Source organism: Paenibacillus sp. 79R4, assembly GCF_013393165.1.
Lineage (GTDB): Bacteria > Bacillota > Bacilli > Paenibacillales > Paenibacillaceae > Fontibacillus.
In genome coordinates this window covers 187,057-203,769 of sequence record NZ_QJOT01000010.1, presented here as the reverse complement: position 1 = coordinate 203,769, position 16,713 = coordinate 187,057, and the positions used below count along the sequence as shown (strand labels likewise).

General features: G+C 51.1%; 16 protein-coding genes. All 16 read left to right on the top strand.

The features are described 5' to 3' along the window. Positions 1-538: 538 nt before the first annotated feature. The 16 genes from nrdI (at position 539) to DMN77_RS16005 (ending at position 16,643) form a co-directional block, all read left to right on the top strand. Positions 539-898 carry a class Ib ribonucleoside-diphosphate reductase assembly flavoprotein NrdI gene (gene nrdI / locus DMN77_RS16080; RefSeq protein WP_068780530.1) on the top strand — a complete coding sequence of 120 codons (360 nt, stop codon included), beginning with the start codon at positions 539-541 and terminating at the stop codon, positions 896-898. Beyond that, positions 885-2,969: a class 1b ribonucleoside-diphosphate reductase subunit alpha gene (gene nrdE / locus DMN77_RS16075; protein ID WP_179015683.1), complete on the top strand. Its 2,085-nt coding sequence runs from the start codon at positions 885-887 to the stop codon at positions 2,967-2,969. Before nrdI ends, nrdE begins: the two co-directional genes overlap by 14 nt. A gap of 29 nt (positions 2,970-2,998) precedes the next feature. After that, positions 2,999-3,958 (top strand): class 1b ribonucleoside-diphosphate reductase subunit beta, encoded by a 960-nt coding sequence (nrdF, locus tag DMN77_RS16070; protein ID WP_068780532.1) that lies wholly within the window; start codon positions 2,999-3,001, stop codon positions 3,956-3,958. Between the two features lie 156 nt (positions 3,959-4,114). After that, on the top strand, positions 4,115-4,264 hold the full coding sequence (gene rpmG, locus DMN77_RS16065) for a 50S ribosomal protein L33 (protein WP_082790071.1): 150 nt from the start codon (positions 4,115-4,117) through the stop codon (positions 4,262-4,264). A gap of 20 nt (positions 4,265-4,284) precedes the next feature. Beyond that, a complete protein-coding gene (locus tag DMN77_RS16060) occupies positions 4,285-5,493 on the top strand; it encodes a GTP-binding protein (protein WP_179015682.1) in 1,209 nt (402 codons plus the stop codon). Positions 5,494-5,587: 94 nt separating this feature from the next. Then, positions 5,588-6,292, top strand: a complete 705-nt coding sequence (locus tag DMN77_RS16055) for a metal ABC transporter ATP-binding protein (RefSeq protein WP_372776036.1) — start codon at positions 5,588-5,590, stop codon at positions 6,290-6,292. Next, on the top strand, positions 6,238-7,110 hold the full coding sequence (locus DMN77_RS16050; RefSeq protein ID WP_179015680.1) for a metal ABC transporter permease: 873 nt from the start codon (positions 6,238-6,240) through the stop codon (positions 7,108-7,110). Before DMN77_RS16055 ends, DMN77_RS16050 begins: the two co-directional genes overlap by 55 nt. Then, on the top strand, positions 7,091-8,278 hold the full coding sequence (locus DMN77_RS16045) for a metal ABC transporter substrate-binding protein (RefSeq protein ID WP_179015679.1): 1,188 nt from the start codon (positions 7,091-7,093) through the stop codon (positions 8,276-8,278). Before DMN77_RS16050 ends, DMN77_RS16045 begins: the two co-directional genes overlap by 20 nt. Before the next feature lie 46 nt (positions 8,279-8,324). Then, positions 8,325-8,768: a Fur family transcriptional regulator gene (locus DMN77_RS16040; RefSeq protein ID WP_068780537.1), complete on the top strand. Its 444-nt coding sequence runs from the start codon at positions 8,325-8,327 to the stop codon at positions 8,766-8,768. Further along, entirely contained in the window at positions 8,761-9,030 is a 270-nt protein-coding gene (rpsN, locus tag DMN77_RS16035) for a 30S ribosomal protein S14 (RefSeq protein WP_179015678.1), read from the top strand. Before DMN77_RS16040 ends, rpsN begins: the two co-directional genes overlap by 8 nt. Before the next feature lie 227 nt (positions 9,031-9,257). Further along, positions 9,258-9,851 carry an MptD family putative ECF transporter S component gene (locus DMN77_RS16030; RefSeq protein ID WP_179015677.1) on the top strand — a complete coding sequence of 198 codons (594 nt, stop codon included), beginning with the start codon at positions 9,258-9,260 and terminating at the stop codon, positions 9,849-9,851. A 25-nt stretch (positions 9,852-9,876) separates the two neighbouring features. After that, the gene (locus tag DMN77_RS16025) at positions 9,877-11,718 is read left to right on the top strand and encodes an ABC transporter ATP-binding protein (RefSeq protein WP_179015676.1); all 1,842 of its coding nucleotides are present in this window, start codon (positions 9,877-9,879) and stop codon (positions 11,716-11,718) included. Beyond that, the gene (locus DMN77_RS16020) at positions 11,711-13,450 is read left to right on the top strand and encodes an ABC transporter ATP-binding protein (protein ID WP_179015675.1); all 1,740 of its coding nucleotides are present in this window, start codon (positions 11,711-11,713) and stop codon (positions 13,448-13,450) included. Before DMN77_RS16025 ends, DMN77_RS16020 begins: the two co-directional genes overlap by 8 nt. Next, the gene (locus tag DMN77_RS16015) at positions 13,447-14,130 is read left to right on the top strand and encodes an energy-coupling factor transporter transmembrane component T (protein ID WP_229521011.1); all 684 of its coding nucleotides are present in this window, start codon (positions 13,447-13,449) and stop codon (positions 14,128-14,130) included. The genes DMN77_RS16020 and DMN77_RS16015 overlap by 4 nt, the downstream gene beginning before the upstream one ends. Positions 14,131-14,142: 12 nt before the next feature. Next, the gene (locus tag DMN77_RS16010) at positions 14,143-15,639 is read left to right on the top strand and encodes an ABC transporter ATP-binding protein (RefSeq protein WP_179015674.1); all 1,497 of its coding nucleotides are present in this window, start codon (positions 14,143-14,145) and stop codon (positions 15,637-15,639) included. Positions 15,640-15,641: 2 nt separating this feature from the next. Next, the gene (locus DMN77_RS16005; RefSeq protein WP_068780545.1) at positions 15,642-16,643 is read left to right on the top strand and encodes an AraC family transcriptional regulator; all 1,002 of its coding nucleotides are present in this window, start codon (positions 15,642-15,644) and stop codon (positions 16,641-16,643) included. The last annotated feature ends 70 nt before the right edge of the window (positions 16,644-16,713 follow it).

The following is a 16,713-nucleotide window of genomic DNA, read 5'->3' as shown; positions in this document are numbered from 1 at the left end:
TTTTTTCATGGGTATAGTTTAGTTTCTAAACATAATGTTTGTCAAGCCATTTCATCCGGCAAAAGCTTACGAGCTTAATCGGATATAAGCAGGGCAGTTCTACAAGCTGACAAAAAGGATATAAAAAGCACTCTAGCAGGGCGAACGGGATTTCTAGACTTCAATCACGCCGATGGGACGGCTCAATCACGCCGACTGGATGCGCTTCGTGCTTTTCTCGTCACGTTGACATAGCAGTCCTTGCCATCCAAGTCCGGGTGAAGATCAGATCGGTTTTACAAGTTCAAAAATTCTTAAAAATTATTTATTTAAAAAGGGATCTGACGAGGGGCTGTCTACAGGCCGGATTAAAGCGTTTTTTCTGAGAATCTATTACATTATCCAAGCGATTTGGGACGTTTGTACGGATTGACAATACTATATATAGGTGGTAAATTGATTTAGCACAACAAGATGTTGTTTGTTTATAGGTTTTTAACCTTTATATTAGAAATACAGGTAAGAGATAGATTGTAAGGGGAAAAGTGAGGGAGTATCGATGTTAATTGCGTATGATTCCAAGACAGGGAATGTAAAACGGTTCATTCAGAAGCTCGACTTGCCTGCCGTGCAAATTGACGAGGGCATGACGCTGGAGGAGCCGTTTGTGCTGATTACATATACGACCGGGTTCGGTCAGATACCATCAAGAGTCTCGGCGTTTTTGGAACATAATCATGGCCGGATGCTCGGTGTGGCGGCCAGTGGTAACCGCAATTGGGGCGAGAGATTTGCGAAAAGTGCGGACTTGATCTCCGAGCGCTACCAGGTGCCGGTTGTGGCTAAGTTTGAGCTATCCGGGACGAAAAAGGATGCGGAGATTTTTAAGCAGGAGGTGAGCCGGGTTGCGGCATATTGAACTGAACAATCAATTGATGCAGCGTGATGAGAACGGGTTCTTCCAGCTGGAGAAGGACCGGGAAGCTGTCGCTGAGTTTATGAAGGAAGTAGCGGGTAGAACGATGATCTTCCCGACTACGGCCGATAAAGTACGGTATATGATCGATCATGACTACTATGAAAATGTGTACGACCGGTATACGGCTGATGAAATAGATCAAGTATTTGCGATTACCCATAGCTATCAATTTGAATTCCCGTCCTACATGGCGGCATCGAAATTTTATACGGACTATGCGTTGAAGACGAACGACAAGTCCAAGTATTTGGAGCATTATCCCGATCGGGTGGCTATCGTAGCGCTATATCTTGGCCGAGGAAATGCAGATACGGCCGGCACGCTGGCACGATCGATGATGGAGCAGCGGCTGCAGCCAGCTACCCCGACCTTTCTGAACGCGGGCAAGAGCCGGCGCGGCGAGATGGTCTCCTGCTTCCTGCTGGAAATGGATGATTCTCTGAACTCTATCAACTACGTATTAAATACGTGTATGCAGCTGTCCAAGATCGGCGGGGGAGTTGCGGTCAACTTGTCGAAGCTGCGCGGACGCGGCGAAGCGATCAAAGGCGTGGAAGGCGCGGCCAAAGGCATAATGCCGGTGCTGAAGCTGATGGAGGACGCCTTCTCCTATGCGGACCAGATGGGACAGCGCAAAGGCTCGGGCGCAGGGTATTACAATATTTTCGGCTGGGATATCGCTGAGTTTCTGGATAGCAAGAAGATTAACGCCGATGAGCGGATTCGCCTGAAAACCCTGTCGATCGGTTTGATTGTGCCGAACCGCTTCTATGAACTGGCCAAAGCTAACGAACCGCTTCATGTGTTTGGCCCATATAGTGTATACCAAGCTTACGGAATACATCTGGATGATATGGATCTGGACGTGATGTATGACAAGCTGCTGGCGGACGACCGGGTGAAGAAGAAGAAATTAATGAGCGCACGGGACATGCTGACGAAGATCGCTATGGTTCAGCTGGAATCCGGCTATCCATATATCATGAACAAGAGCAACGCGAACAACCAGCATGCCTTGAAAAATATCGGACAGGTCAAAATGTCCAACCTGTGTACGGAAATTTTCCAGCTGCAGGAGACATCGGAGATTAAGGATTACGGTCACGAGGATATGATTCGCCGCGATATCAGCTGTAATCTGGCCTCGCTGAACATCGTGAACGTGATGGAGCGGAAGAAGGTCCGTGAATCCGTACATGAAGGCATGGTCGCATTGACAGCTGTAAGTGACATGACGAGCATTGCGAACGCTCCAGGCGTTGCCAAGGCGAACCGGGAGATGCATTCCGTCGGCCTTGGGGTCATGAATCTGCACGGCTTCCTGGCCAAGAACAAGATCGCATATGAGAGCGAAGAGGCGAGGGACTTTGCCCGTACGTTCTTCGCGATGATGAATTATTATTCTCTGGAAAAAAGTATGGAAATTGCTGTTCAGACGGGCGAGGTTTTCGCCGGCTTCGAGCAGTCCGAATATGCGACAGGCGAATATTTCAGCCGTTATGTGGATACGGATTACCGTCCACGCACGGATAAGGTGGCTGGACTATTCGAAGGCATGTATATTCCTTCTCCGGAGGATTGGGCTGAGCTGCAGCAATCAGTGATGATGAACGGGTTGTATCACGCCTACAGGTTAGCCATCGCGCCAACCGCAAGTATTTCCTATATTCAGAATGCGACATCCAGTGTGATGCCTGTCGTGGAGCAAATCGAGACCCGTACTTATGCCAATTCAACGACTTATTACCCGATGCCGTACCTGAGCGCGGAAAATATGTTCTTCTATAAATCGGCTTATCAAATGGATCAGTTCAAGGTGATCGATCTGATCGCAGAAATTGCACCGCATATTGACCAAGGTATCTCGACGGTTCTGCATGTGAACAGCAATGTGACGACCCGGCAGCTGGCGCGCTATTATTTGTACGCCGCACATAAAGGGCTGAAATCGTTGTATTATACGCGGACGAAGAAGCTGTCTGTGGAAGAATGCCTTACCTGCTCAGTGTAACAGAGAAGAAGAAAGGATGAGAAACAGCGATGTGCGCATTACAAGCAGTTAACTGGAACCGTCCGGATGATGACTTTACGATGATGTTCTGGAATCAGAATATTATGCAATTCTGGACCGATGATGAAATCCCGTTGTCCGATGACAAAATGTCGTGGATGACGTTGAACGAAGATGAGAAAGATGCCTATATGAAGGTGCTTGGCGGGCTGACGCTGCTCGACACAGTGCAGGGCGGCGTTGGCATGCCGCAGATTATGGAGCATGTAGAGGGGCTGCAGCGCAAAGCGGTGCTTGGCTTTATGGGCATGATGGAGCAGATCCACGCCAAGTCCTACAGCAGCATTTTCACTACGCTGGCTTCGAATGAAGAGATCGATGAAATTTTTCGCTGGGTAGAGCAGAACCCGATGCTGCAAAAGAAGGCGGCGACCATCCGCGAATACTATACGAGCATCCATTCTCCGCGCGAGCTGTACTTGGCTATGGCGTCCTCTGTTCTTCTGGAGAGCTATTTGTTCTATAGCGGGTTTTTCTATCCGCTCTATCTGGCGGGCCAGGGCAAGATGACTTGCAGCGGCGAGATCATCGACTTGATTTTGCGCGACGAGAGCATCCATGGCGTCTATGTTGGCGTACTGGCGCAGGAAGTTTTTGCGGGGCTCGATGAACAAGAACAGAGGGATGTATCTGATACGCTGCAGGGGCTGCTGAAGGATCTGCATGCGAATGAAGAACAGTATACGGAACTGATATATACGAAGATCGGCCTAGTGGACGAGGTGAAGACGTTCTTGCGCTACAATGCCAACAAGGCGTTCATGAATCTGGGTCTCGAGCCGCCGTTCGAGGACGAGGAGATCAATCCGATTGTACTGAACGGGATCCGGACCGATACGAAGCAGCATGACTTTTTCTCCAAAAAAGGCAATGGCTACGTGCGTGCGCTGAATGTTGAGCCGCTCACGGACGAAGATTTCAATTTCTAAGTTGATTTGTATATAAACAGGGTGTTTCTCACTGATTATAGTGAGGAATCCCCTGTTTTTTGTTTGCGCCGATGAAATAAATAGACCGATTGACAAGTGAAGAAAGAGCCTGTAAAATAACTAATCGTAAATATTACGATTAAGGAGTTGTTGGGAATGAGAGTGGTTGTTACTTTGGCATGTACCGAGACGGGAGACCGCAATTACACGACTACGAAGAATAAGAAAACACATCCTGAGCGCATGGAACTGCGCAAGTACTGTCCTCGCCTGAGAAAATACACGCTGCATAGAGAGACACGTTAATCTGCTGAAGGAGGTTATATATGTATACGGAACAAGAAGCAAGGAAGAAGATCCCGGTAACAGTGCTCAGCGGTTATCTGGGAGCCGGGAAGACAACGCTGCTGAACCATGTTCTGCACAATAGGGACGGATTAAAGGTGGCAGTAATTGTCAATGACATGAGCGAAGTCAACGTGGATGCCAATCTGGTGAAATCAGGGAACGTATTGTCGAGAACAGAGGAGAAGCTTGTAGAGATGTCCAACGGCTGCATTTGCTGTACATTGCGCGACGATCTGCTGCGCGAAGTGCAGAAGCTGGCTGCTGAAGGGCGCTTCGATTATATTCTGATCGAATCCTCCGGAATCAGTGAACCCATCCCGGTAGCACAGACCTTTACTTATGCTAATCCGGATCTGGATATCGATTTAACCTCCCTGTCCCGCCTGGATACGATGGTAACTGTGGTGGATGCCAACCGTTTCTGGCATGACTTTGCGTCAGGAGAGAGCCTGCTCGATCGGGACCAGGCTGCTACAGAGGCTGACTATAGGGATATTGTGGATCTTCTGATCGATCAGATCGAGACCTGTGATGTGCTGCTGTTGAACAAATGTGATTTGGTAGAAGAGAAGGATCTGGTCAAGCTGGAGGCGGTGTTACGAAAGCTTCAGCCATCGGCCAAAATCATTCGTACTGTAAATGGAGTTGTCAACCCCAAGGAGATTTTAAATACCGGTTTGTTTGATTTTGAAAAGACAAGCATGTCCTCGGGCTGGATTTCGGAGCTTACTAAGAAGGAGCATACCCCGGAAACCGAGGAATACGGGATCGGATCGTTTGTGTACCGCAGCAGGATTCCATTCCATCCGCAGCGCCTCAGCTATTTCTTCAGCAATTGGCCTGAGGAGGTGGTGCGGGCCAAGGGGTTGGTATGGATCGCGGCGCGCGGCGATCTGGCTGCCTCGTTAAGTCAGGCGGGACCTTCCATACAGTTTGGCCCTGCCGGATACTGGCTTGCTTCATTGCCGGAGGAGCAGCAGCGTGAAGTTCTGGAGAGCGAGCCTGAGGCACGGAAGCGCTGGGATCCTACATGGGGCGACCGCATGACCGAATTAGTCTTCATCGGTATCGACATGGATCAGAGGGACATCGAGAAAAGGCTGGCCCGCTGTCTGCTGAGCAACGAAGAAATGCAGCAAGACTGGAATAAATTTAATAATCCCCTGCCGTGGCTGAGTGAAGCATGAGATTTACTCAATAAATAGGGTTTACAAATCGTAATTATTACGATATTATGCTCTTTATAAAACGTAAAAATTACGATTAAAGGAAGAGATGAATGTGATTTTATCATCCATGCGCGAGGTGGTGTTTGGATACGGGAATGAACCGGTCATCGAAAACTTGTCATTGGACATCCATGCCGGGCAATTTGTCGGTGTTGCGGGGACTAACGGCGCAGCGAAGTCTACTTTGCTGAAGCTGATGCTGGGCCTGATCAAGCCATGGAGCGGTTCGGTCCGAATTAATCGCTTCATGGAGGACGGCTCGAAGATGGCCGTGGCGTATGTACCGCAGCATGTGTCTTCCTTCAACGCCGGCTTTCCCAGCAAGGTTAGCGAGCTGGTCCGTTCCGGTTGTTACTCTCGCTTGGGATTATTCGGTCGTTTCAAGAACGAGCAGCGGCAGATTGTTGAACGAAGTCTGAAACAGGTTGGCATGTGGGAATTCCGCGATCGGAAAGTCGGAGAATTGTCGGGGGGGCAGAAGCAGCGCGTCTGCATCGCCCGGGCGCTGGCCCAGGAGCCGCAAGTGCTCGTCTTGGATGAGCCTACGACGGGAATGGATGCGGCAAGCCGGATAGAGCTTTACGAGTTTTTAAGAGCTGGCGTAACGCAGCAAGGCCATACGGTTATTATGGTTACCCATGGGCTTGAGGAAGCGGCGCCGTATCTCGATATGTTGATTCAATTGGAGCGGAAGGAGGAGGGATGGACATGCTCGGCTACGAATTTATGCAGCGCGCCTTTTGGGCAGGGGGGTTAATCGGCGTTATCGCTCCGCTGCTCGGCGTCTACTTAATGCTTCGCCGCCAGGCATTAATGGCGGACACCCTTTCGCATGTATCTCTAGCCGGGGTAGCTCTCGGCTCGGTCATGCAGCTGAATCCCTCCCTCAGCGGCTTCGCCCTGGCTGTAGCCGCAGGCATCGTGATCGAGCAGCTTCGTCGTTCTTATCGTACATACAGCGAGCTGCCGGTGGCAATCATTATGACTTCGGGGCTGGCGCTGGCTGTGGTGCTGATGAGTCTGAAGCAGAATTGGAGCAAGAGCTTCAGCTCTTATCTGTTTGGTTCCATTGTCGCAGTAAGCAACACCCAGCTGCTGTTGATTGCTGCCGTGGCGTTAATCGGTTTTCTCTACTTTATAATCCTGCGGCGTCCTCTCTACAATCTGACCTTTGACGAGGATACCGCGGCAATCTCCGGAGTTCGGGTCAGGCTGCTGTCATTGTCCTTTGCGGTATTGACCGGGATGATCGTTGCTGCTGCCATGCCGGTTGTAGGCGTGCTTCTGGTCTCCGCGCTGATCGTTTTGCCTGCCTCGCTGGCCTTGCGCGTTGCTTCCGGTTTCACGGCAGCGATTCTGATCGCGATTGGCACCGGTCTGGCGGGCGTATTTTCCGGCCTTAGTATGTCTTATTATATCGATACGCCACCGGGCGGGACGATTGCATTAATCCTGCTCACATTTCTGCTGATCACACTGCTGCTGCAAAAGCTGCTGCGAGTCTATGGTCGGCGCAGTACCAAAAAACAATATCCAAAGAAGGAGTTACTGAAACATGAAATTTTGGAATCGTAGTCTAACTGTTTTATCTTTGTCAATGATGCTGGTTGCAGCCGGTTGCGGCTCAAACGCAGGTACTGCGGGCAACGCAGCGAGCAACAACGGCTCGTCCGCTGCTCCCGAAGCGGCCGCGGATAAACCTGCAGCGGAAACGTTGGAAATCAAGACGAGCTTTTATCCGATGTATGAATTTACGCGTCATGTAGCGGGGGAACTGGCCCATGTGGAGAATCTGGTTCCCGCCGGGATGGAACCGCATGATTGGGAACCTACCGCGCAGGATATGGCCGCTATCTCTAAGGCCGACGTGCTTGTGTATAACGGCGCGGGTATGGAAGGTTGGGTAGAGCAGGTGCTGGACAGCGCGACGGGCAGCGGGCTCAAAGCGATTGAGGCCAGCCAGGGGATTGAATTGATGGAAGGCTCGGAAGAGCATGAACATGAACATGGCGAAGAGGCGCATGAACATGGCGAAGAGGCGCATGAACATGGTGAAGAGGCGCATGAACATGGTGAAGAGGCGCATGAACATGGTGAAGAGGCGCATGAAGAGGGCGAACATGCTCATGAAGATGGTGAGCACGCCGATGAGAACGGCGAACACGAGAGTGAGCATGGACATGAAGAAGATGGGCATGGGCATGCCCATGATCACGGGGGGTTAGACCCGCATGTATGGCTGTCGCCGGCACTGGCGATTCAAGAGGTTCGCAACATTGAAAAAGGCCTGTCCGAAGCAGCGCCGCAATATGCTGAACAGTTTAAAGCGAATGCCGATGCTTATGTAGCCAAGCTGGAGGCGCTCGACAAGGAATTTACCGAGGCGTTGAAGGACAGCAAGCGCAAGGATTTCATTACCCAGCATGCCGCTTTCGGTTACCTGGCCCGACAATATGAGTTGACTCAAGTGCCGATCGCCGGGCTCTCGCCTGAGCAGGAGCCGTCAGCTTCCCAGATGGCCAAAATCGTTGAGTTTGCCAAGGAGCATCATGTGAAGACCATTTTCTTTGAAACCCTGGTTTCCTCCAAGGTAGCCGACACGATCGCATCGGAAATCGGAGCCAAATCGGCGGTGCTCAATCCAATTGAAGGGTTAACGCAGGAAGAGATAGACGGCGGTCTCGACTATATTGCAGTCATGCGTCAGAATCTCGATTCGCTAAAGACAGCGTTGAACGAATAGTCTATAAGAATCTGGTGAAGGGGATATGAAAACGGGAGATGGAAGAATGGAGAACAAGTCGAATCCTATGATTCAAGCTATGGAGTCCAACGGTTTGCGTATTACCTCGCAGCGCAGATGGATCGCGGAGCTGTTCTCCGTCTCCACCGGATTCGTGTTGCCGCGTCAGGTTCACGCTTATATATCGGAGCGGCTTCCGGGAGTTAGTTACGACACGGTGTACCGTAATCTCCGATTGCTGACGGAAATCAATCTGCTGGAGCAATTCGATTTTCCGGAGGGGGTCCGTTTCAAGTTGAGATGCGGCCCGGACCATCATCACCACCATTTTATCTGCATGAAATGCCAGCGAACCTTTCCGATCGATTTTTGTCCGCTGGACAGCGGCATCGTTCTACCGGAATCGTTCCGCGTTATCTCGCATAAATTTGAAATTTTTGGTCTGTGCAACTCGTGTACAGCAAGTAAAGGAGGGAGTAAAAATGGCTAAGAAATCAAAGGTCGTTAAAGAGCAGAAGCGGCAAGCATTGGTTCAAAAGTATGCGGAAAAGCGCAGAGAGTTAAAAGGAAAAGGCGATTATGCGGCTTTGCAAAAGCTGCCCCGCGATTCATCGCCCACACGTCTGCATAACCGCTGTGCTGTGACAGGACGGCCAAGAGGATATATTAGCAAATTCAAGGTGTCCCGGATCGTATTTCGTGAAATGGCCCATAGGGGACAAATTCCCGGTGTGAAAAAGTCCAGCTGGTAACCGAACATTTTACCATACGGGCGACAGAAGCACAGGAGCGGATGCGCCTTCCCGAAATGAGGAGGACGATATCTTTTCCCGCTTCTGCCGCCCTTTTGATATCTTTGATTCTCGTAAGCCCAAAACTTAGGAGATTAAATGACAAACCTATAAAAAAGCTTGAAAAAACAGAAAATCTAATTGATAATGATTATTATTATCAATTAGATAAAGAGAGGAGAATTTGAATGAGACAAAAGCTTCGAACTAAAGATTACATACTCATCGGTATATTCAGCATCCTGATTTATATTGTTAATGCTATTGTGGGGATTGCATTGACGCCCGTCATGGCCTTTGCCATGCCGTTGATATCCGGCGTCTGTCTGTTTTTCTCGGCTACGGTATATCTGGTTATGGCGATGAAGATCGGCAAAAGAGGGACTCTGCTGCTCATGGCGGTTGTCACAGGACTAATATATACGATCATGGGAGTTCCGTTGATGCTTGCTTTCTTTATATTGGCGGGCCTGATTGGCGAAGCGGTGCTGTTCAAGGGAGACGGAGGACAATATCGCCGAATTTCACGCCAGGCTTTGGCCTATGCCGCATATGGCGCTTTGTTTGGCCTGGGCGCCTATGTGACGATATACGTGTATGGCAGCGATTATCTTGAGGCGATGTATGACCCGGAAATGCGGGAACGCATGGCCTATTTTGCGTATTCTCCGGTCTGGATCATCGGGAGCTCGGCTTTTTCGTTCATCCTGACCTTGCTTGGCAGCCTGCTTGCTGCCAAGTTGCTGCGCAAACACTTTATGAAGTCCGGATTGATTAAATAGACCGATACGAAGGCGAGGGATGAATATGGAAGCGAAATCCGAGATGTCCGGGCTAATCAAGATCGTTGGCGAGAAAAAAGCGCTGCTTATCACAGCCAGCCTGTTCTCCATTCTGTCCAGCTTGCTTCAAATCGCCCCATTTGCAGCGGTTTACAAAATTATTGAAGAATTGCTGCGGCATGCGCAAACACCTGCGGATATCAACAAAGATTTGATTTTACGCTGGGGGATTATCGCATTTATAGCTTTGGTTGCCGCACTGATCGCATTATACATTGGCGGAATGTGCTCTCATATTGCGGCCTTCAACATTCTTTATCAACTAAGGCTTCGGTTGACCGAACATGTCGCCATAGTGCCGATGGGCTATCATACGAAAACAGCGATCGGTGAATTGAAAAAAATCATTGAAGTCAGCGTTGAAAAAATCGAGAAGTTTATTGCCCATCAACTTCCCGATCTGGTTAGTGCAATTGTAATACCGATTTTGCTAATCGGTTATTTATTTTGGCTCGACTGGCGGTTAGCGCTCATATTGCTGCTGCCGATTGGCATCGGCTTCTGGCTGCAGGCACGCATGTTTGCCAGTGAAGGCGGGCAAAAGGCTTATCGCCAATTTCAGTTTGCGGTTGAAGAAATGAACGCCACCGGCGTGGAATACGTCAGGGGCATGCCCGCCGTGAAGGTATTCGGCATTACCGCCGATTCTTTCCTGACTTTTAAGCAAGCCGTGGATCGTTACCGGGATATTTCCTTAAAAATCACGGATCTATGCAAAACATCCTATAGTCTCTTCTTTGTTATCATAAGCTCTTTATTTACTTTTGTTGTTCCGATGGGCATTTTGCTCTTTAACGGTAATTCGGGGAACCAGGCGTTTGCTATTACCTTTATTTTGTTCCTGATCGTTTCGCCAAGTTTGTCGGCGCCTTTGTTGAAGCTGCTATATTTGGGGGGCGGATTGCGAGAAATCGTGGAAGGGAACAAGCGGATCGAAAGTGTGCTGGCCGAGCCTGTGACCCAGGAGCCGGTGGTGCCACGGACGCCGGAATCTTATGACATCGCTTTTCAATCGGTGTCTTTTGCTTATGAGTCTAAAGAAAGCAAGGACTATAAGCCGGTTTTGAAAAATATCAATTTTACGGCAAAAGCGGGCGAGATGACAGCGCTCGTCGGCCCTTCCGGCGGGGGAAAGTCGACCATCGCTAACCTGCTGCTGCGCTTCTGGGACATACAGGAGGGCGTAATTACGATCGGCGGTGTGCCGATTCGCGAAATAGGGACGGAAAAGCTGATGGACACCGTTTCATTTGTATTTCAAGACGTCCATCTCTTCTATGACACGATTGAAGAAAATATTCGGATGGGTAATGCGAAGGCTACCCGAGACGAGGTGATCCGAGCGGCCAGGACCGCTTGTTGCCATGATTTTATCGAACAGCTGCCGGAAGGCTACGATACGAAAATCGGAGAAGGCGGAACTTATTTGTCCGGCGGCGAAGCGCAGCGGATCGCCATCGCCCGGGCGCTGCTTAAAAACGCGCCGATTCTGGTTTTGGACGAAGCTACGGCATATGCGGACGCCGAGAATGAACATAAAATTCAGCAAGGTTTGATTGAACTGGTGAAAGGAAAAACAGTTTTGATTATCGCCCACAGATTGTCCACCATTCGCGGGGCCGAGCAAATTCTGGTCGTGAATCGCGGAGAAATTGTAGAACGCGGCACTCATGAGGAGCTGCGGAGAGAAGGCGGTCTGTACGAACAGATGTGGCAGGCCCATATCCATGCCGCATCCTGGAGACTGGGAGCCGGGTCCCGGGAAGCCGCCTGGATTGGGGCCGAAGGAGGGAGCGGCCATGTATAAATATTTTTATAACATTTCCGGCGGAAGCATCCGAAGCCTGGGGCCTTCCACGATCGCGGCCTTGCTGGACGGGATCGCCAAGATCATTCCGGCAGCACTGCTGGTCGATATTTTTAATACGATCTATCGCTCCTTTGCCGAACCGGAGGCGGGTTTAAATATCGGGCGGCTGTGGACGGTTTGCGCCGTTTTGCTTATCTGGCTGGTTGTGGAGTACGCGGCGTATGCCTCGTTATACGACAAAACCTACAAAGTGGCTTACAGTCTGGCGGCATCCGGGCGATTGAAACTGGCTGAGCATATTCGTCATTTATCGCTTGGCTTTTTTGGAAAAAGGGACCCGGGCGATATTACGAACCTGCTGCTTGGCGACTATGGTCAGGTCGAACATACGATATCGCACAATGTTCCGCAGTTGATCAGTGGGATCATGTTGCCGGTGCTTGCGTTATTCGGGCTGGTGTTTCTCGATTGGCGCATGGCATTGGCCATGTTTATCGCCATTCCCTTTGGAGTCCTGTTGCTCTGGCTTACCGATTCCGTGCAGGCCCGCTTGAGCGAAAGCCATGTCAAGGCCAAAAATGAAGCGGCGAGCCGGTTGCAGGAATATCTGGCCGGCATCCGCGAGATCAAGGCCCATAACATCGGAGGAAAGCGGTTCGAGCGCTTGCGCCTTTCTTTTGATCAATTAAAGCGGGCTTCGATTTCATTGGAAGGGGTTATGGGACCCATGATAATGGGGGCGATGCTGCTGACGCGGTCCGGCATGACTTTGATGATATTCGTCGGCAGCTATTTGCTGATCGGCGGTACCATGTCGCTTCCCGTATTTCTGCTGTTCCTTTTAGTGGGAACCAAAGTATTCGAGCCGTTAACCGTCGTGCTGATGAATTATGGAGAAATGCGTTATTCGGCTTACAGCGCGCAGCGCATCATGGATGTTCGCATGGAGAAGCCGCTGCCGGGAACGGAAAACGTCAGAGCGCATGCGCCGATTGAATTTGACCGGGTCTCCTTCGGGTACGATTCCGACCAGCCGGTCTTGAAAGACTTGTCCTTCCACATCGAGCCGAATACGATCACCGCACTGGTGGGACCGTCAGGAAGCGGCAAGAGTACGGTGACGCGTCTGCTGGCCCGCTTCTGGGACATTGATTCCGGCTCGATCCGTATCGGTGGCCGGGAAATCAAAGAAATAAATCCGGAGAGCCTGCTGGGGGATATATCCATGGTGTTCCAGGACGTGTATTTGTTCCAGGATACGATCGGCAACAACATTCGAATCGGCAACAGGGACGCTACGCAGGACGAGATCGAAGAAGCGGCCAAACGCGCCTGCTGCCATGAATTTATATCCAGACTGCCGCAGGGCTACGACACACCGGTAGGGGAAGGGGGATCGACGCTGTCGGGGGGCGAAAAACAGCGGATCTCCATCGCTCGAGCACTTCTGAAGGACGCTTCGATCGTGCTGTTGGATGAAGCGACGGCGTCGCTGGATCCGGAAAATGAATCGGCGGTGCAGCAGGCAATTAACGAGCTGGTCGCCAACAAAACGGTCATTCTGATCGCCCATCGCTTGAAGACGATCCAGCATGCCGACAAAATTCTGGTGCTTGATCAGGGACAGCTCGCCGAAGAAGGAACCCATGCGGAATTGCTGGAGAAACAGGGCCTATACGCCAATTTGTGGCATTTGCAACAAAATACCGACGGATGGCGGGTTAAATGATGAAAGCGATGATGGAAGTGGATCCCCGTACGCAAATGCTGGTGACCCTGATTACCAGCGTGGCGGTATTCCTGGCGGATTTAAGCGCGCTGCCCTGGATTATGCTGTTTATGGCGTTGTATTTGTTCGCCCAAGGGATATACAAAACCACGGTGCAATATCTGGTTCTCGCCTTGCTTCTGTATCTTCTGCAGGGCTGGATTGCCGGCTCGTCTCTGGAAGTATTGAATTATTTAAACATTCTGACTTTTTTGGGACTGCGGTTTATGCCTGTGCTCATGTCCGCTCTGTCTTTAAGCAAAGTTCCTTCCGGCAAGCTGATCGCCGCGCTGCGCACACTTCGGCTGCCGATGGGCGTTCTGGTCACGCTGGCTGTCAGCTTTCGCTTTCCGCCGGTGATGAGGCTGGAATATGAGGCGATCCAGGTGGCGGCGAAGCTGAGAGGGGTTTCCATCGCTTCTCCGAAAAATTGGCTGCGGCCCTTTAGTACCTTTGAATATACGATCGTGCCGCTTTTAATGAGAAGCTTGAAAATTTCCGATGAATTGGCCGCATCGGCAACCACTAAGGGCATCGATGATCCGGGACGAAAAACGAGTATTTACCCGATTGCTTTCCGCCTGCAGGATGCTGTTTTGCCGATTATATATATCGCCTGGCTGTTTGCTATATGCCGTTAAGGAGGGAGCTATATGGCGCAGAAGAATGCAATTGTTGAAATCGAAAACGTGTCTTTTCAATATAATGAGTCCTCGGAACAGCTCAAACAGATTTGCTTGACACTTTACGAGGGGGAATGCGTGGTTATAACAGGGCCTTCCGGCAGCGGTAAAACAACCCTAACCCGGCTGGTGAATGGCTTGATTCCTTACTTTCATGAAGGACAGCTGACCGGGAAGATCCGGCTCGGGCAAAAAGACATCGGGCAGATGGAGCCGTGGGAGTTCGGGAGAATGGTCGGGAGTGTGTTTCAGGATTCCCGCAGCCAGTTCTTCACATCGATCGTCCGGGACGAAATTGCCTTTTGCGGGGAAAATTACGGGATGGACCCGGAGGTTCTGCGCCGGTGTGTGGAACAATTGGCGGAAGAAAGCGGCCTGACGCATTTGCTTCAAAACGAGGTGCACAAGCTCTCCAGCGGCGAAAAGCAAAAGGTTGCCGTGGCCTCCGCGCGGTTGTCCGATCCGCCCGTCCTGGTTATGGACGAGCCTTCGGCCAACCTGGATATGGCGGCGACGCAGCAATTGTCCGAGATTATCGCCGGTTTAAAGGCGGACGGGAAATCGCTGCTCATTGCCGAACATCGACTGTATTATTTGCTGCCGGTTGCGGATCGGATCGTCTATATGCAAAACGGAGAAATTGCCGCCGAATGGACGCCGGATGAACTGCTCGCCTTGTCCGATGAACAGCTGGTGGAGTATGGGCTAAGATCGCCGGTTGTCAACCGTCCCTTTTCCGAGATTGAGTGGAAGGGGGGGCCGGGGCAGGAACGGATGGCGTTGCAGGACGTGTCCATTTCGCCGGGAAGGTTCAAGCAGGCTGTTCTGGGGGACGTCAGCTTTTCCTTAAGCGAGGGCGAGGTGATCGCCGTTACCGGCCCCAATGGGGCAGGCAAGACCACTTTGGCCAAAACCCTGTGCGGCTTGCTGCGGGAACGATCCGGGGGGATCCGGCTCGGGGGAAGCAGAGCCTCGGCCAGACAACGGCTTGGCAGACTGTGGTTCGTGATGCAGGATAGCGACTACCAGTTGTTCTCGGATAGCGTCTGGAACGAGCTGATGCTTGGACACGAGAAGGAGGCTCAAGCGGAGGAACGGGCCGAGCGTCTGCTCAAGCAACTTGATTTGTGGACCTATCGCGACCGCCATCCGGCTGCCTTGTCAGGCGGGCAGAAGCAGCGCGTCACTTTTGCCGTCGGCTTAATGCATCAACCGGACATCCTGATCCTGGATGAACCAACCTCCGGACTGGATGGGGAGAATATGCGCCGTGTGGTGAAGCTGATTCGCGAGATCGCCGCCTCCGGAGTGGCGGTATTGATCATTACCCATGATTATGAATTGGTGTATAGCGCCTGCCAGCGTCTGTTGTTCTTCAGCGAGGGACGGCTGGGAACCGAACATCCGGTCTCGAAAAGTCATTATTCCGAAGTGATCTCACTTATGCAAACACTGCGGGTGGGTTAGAGATGCTTAGCGGAAAAATAGATCACGGGAGCAATGTGGCGGCGATTTCAGGCGACGGGAGCTGCACCGTATACATGATGGAGAATGAGACGGGCCGGGGGACGATGACCTGTTACCAAGTGCTCCCCGGAATCGATTTGGTATTTAACGATTTTCGCATGCAAAGCTGTGTTTCCGAATTTCGCACAGAAATGGACATGCTGGGAATCGATTATTGCCGGCAAGGAAGGATCGAATGGAATTTCCGGCACGGCGCTTGCCTGTACTTAGGGGAGAGGGATTTGCAGGTTGGTACGAGGGAGAAGCACACCGGTACGTTTGGCTTTCCGCTCGGTTACTATCAGGGCATAACCTTGGCTGTATATATGGAAGAAGCGTGCCGGACGCTCTCTTCTTCACTTGGGGGATTATCCATCGATTTACCGGGACTGCGCGAAAGCTTTTGCCATGGCGGGAGAACCTTCATCAGGCGTGCGGATGAGGCTATTCAGCCTATTTTCTCTCAGCTTTATAACGTGCCAGGAAGACTCAAACAAGATTATTTCAAGGTCAAGGCGCTGGAGCTGCTGCTGTTCCTGAGCACGGTTGATGTTCCGGCCGATGGGAACGAGCGTCCTTATTTTCCCGGAAAACGGGTGGAGACGGTAAAAGCGATCATGAAATTTTTAGCGGAAAATCTCGAGCGGCGTTTTACAGTGGACGAATTGTCCTTGCGATTCATGATCTCACCGACGGCTCTGAAAGAATGCTTTAAAGGGGTTTACGGTTCTCCTCTACATGCCTACATGCGCGCTTATCGCATGCAAGCGGCGGCAGAGCTGCTGCGCCAAAGCGGTGACAGTGTAGCCACGATCGCGGCCAAGGTGGGCTACGACAATGCCAGCAAATTTGCAGCCGCCTTTAAGGCGGTAATCGGCGCGCCGCCGCAAGCATATCGGAATTTTATGTCCGAATGGAGTGAAGCGCTGCCGGATGGAGTGGATGAGGCACGGACAAATTTATAAGATGGGGATGGTTGGCGACTGCCAATCATCCCTTTTTTTCGGGAGGAGACAAAAATAGGTTGAGGGAGGA

Excerpts from the sequence above, each read along its gene's own strand:
- nrdI (WP_068780530.1), top strand. The coding sequence starts at position 539 with ATGTTAATTGCGTATGATTCCAAGACAGGGAATGTAAAACGGTTCATT.
- nrdF (WP_068780532.1), top strand. The coding sequence starts at position 2,999 with ATGTGCGCATTACAAGCAGTTAACTGGAACCGTCCGGATGATGACTTT.
- rpmG (WP_082790071.1), top strand. The coding sequence starts at position 4,115 with ATGAGAGTGGTTGTTACTTTGGCATGTACCGAGACGGGAGACCGCAAT.
- DMN77_RS16060 (WP_179015682.1), top strand. The coding sequence starts at position 4,285 with ATGTATACGGAACAAGAAGCAAGGAAGAAGATCCCGGTAACAGTGCTC.
- DMN77_RS16050 (WP_179015680.1), top strand. The coding sequence starts at position 6,238 with ATGGACATGCTCGGCTACGAATTTATGCAGCGCGCCTTTTGGGCAGGG.
- DMN77_RS16045 (WP_179015679.1), top strand. The coding sequence starts at position 7,091 with ATGAAATTTTGGAATCGTAGTCTAACTGTTTTATCTTTGTCAATGATG.
- DMN77_RS16040 (WP_068780537.1), top strand. The coding sequence starts at position 8,325 with ATGGAGAACAAGTCGAATCCTATGATTCAAGCTATGGAGTCCAACGGT.
- rpsN (WP_179015678.1), top strand. The coding sequence starts at position 8,761 with ATGGCTAAGAAATCAAAGGTCGTTAAAGAGCAGAAGCGGCAAGCATTG.
- DMN77_RS16030 (WP_179015677.1), top strand. The coding sequence starts at position 9,258 with ATGAGACAAAAGCTTCGAACTAAAGATTACATACTCATCGGTATATTC.
- DMN77_RS16025 (WP_179015676.1), top strand. The coding sequence starts at position 9,877 with ATGGAAGCGAAATCCGAGATGTCCGGGCTAATCAAGATCGTTGGCGAG.
- DMN77_RS16020 (WP_179015675.1), top strand. The coding sequence starts at position 11,711 with ATGTATAAATATTTTTATAACATTTCCGGCGGAAGCATCCGAAGCCTG.
- DMN77_RS16015 (WP_229521011.1), top strand. The coding sequence starts at position 13,447 with ATGATGAAAGCGATGATGGAAGTGGATCCCCGTACGCAAATGCTGGTG.
- DMN77_RS16010 (WP_179015674.1), top strand. The coding sequence starts at position 14,143 with ATGGCGCAGAAGAATGCAATTGTTGAAATCGAAAACGTGTCTTTTCAA.
- DMN77_RS16005 (WP_068780545.1), top strand. The coding sequence starts at position 15,642 with ATGCTTAGCGGAAAAATAGATCACGGGAGCAATGTGGCGGCGATTTCA.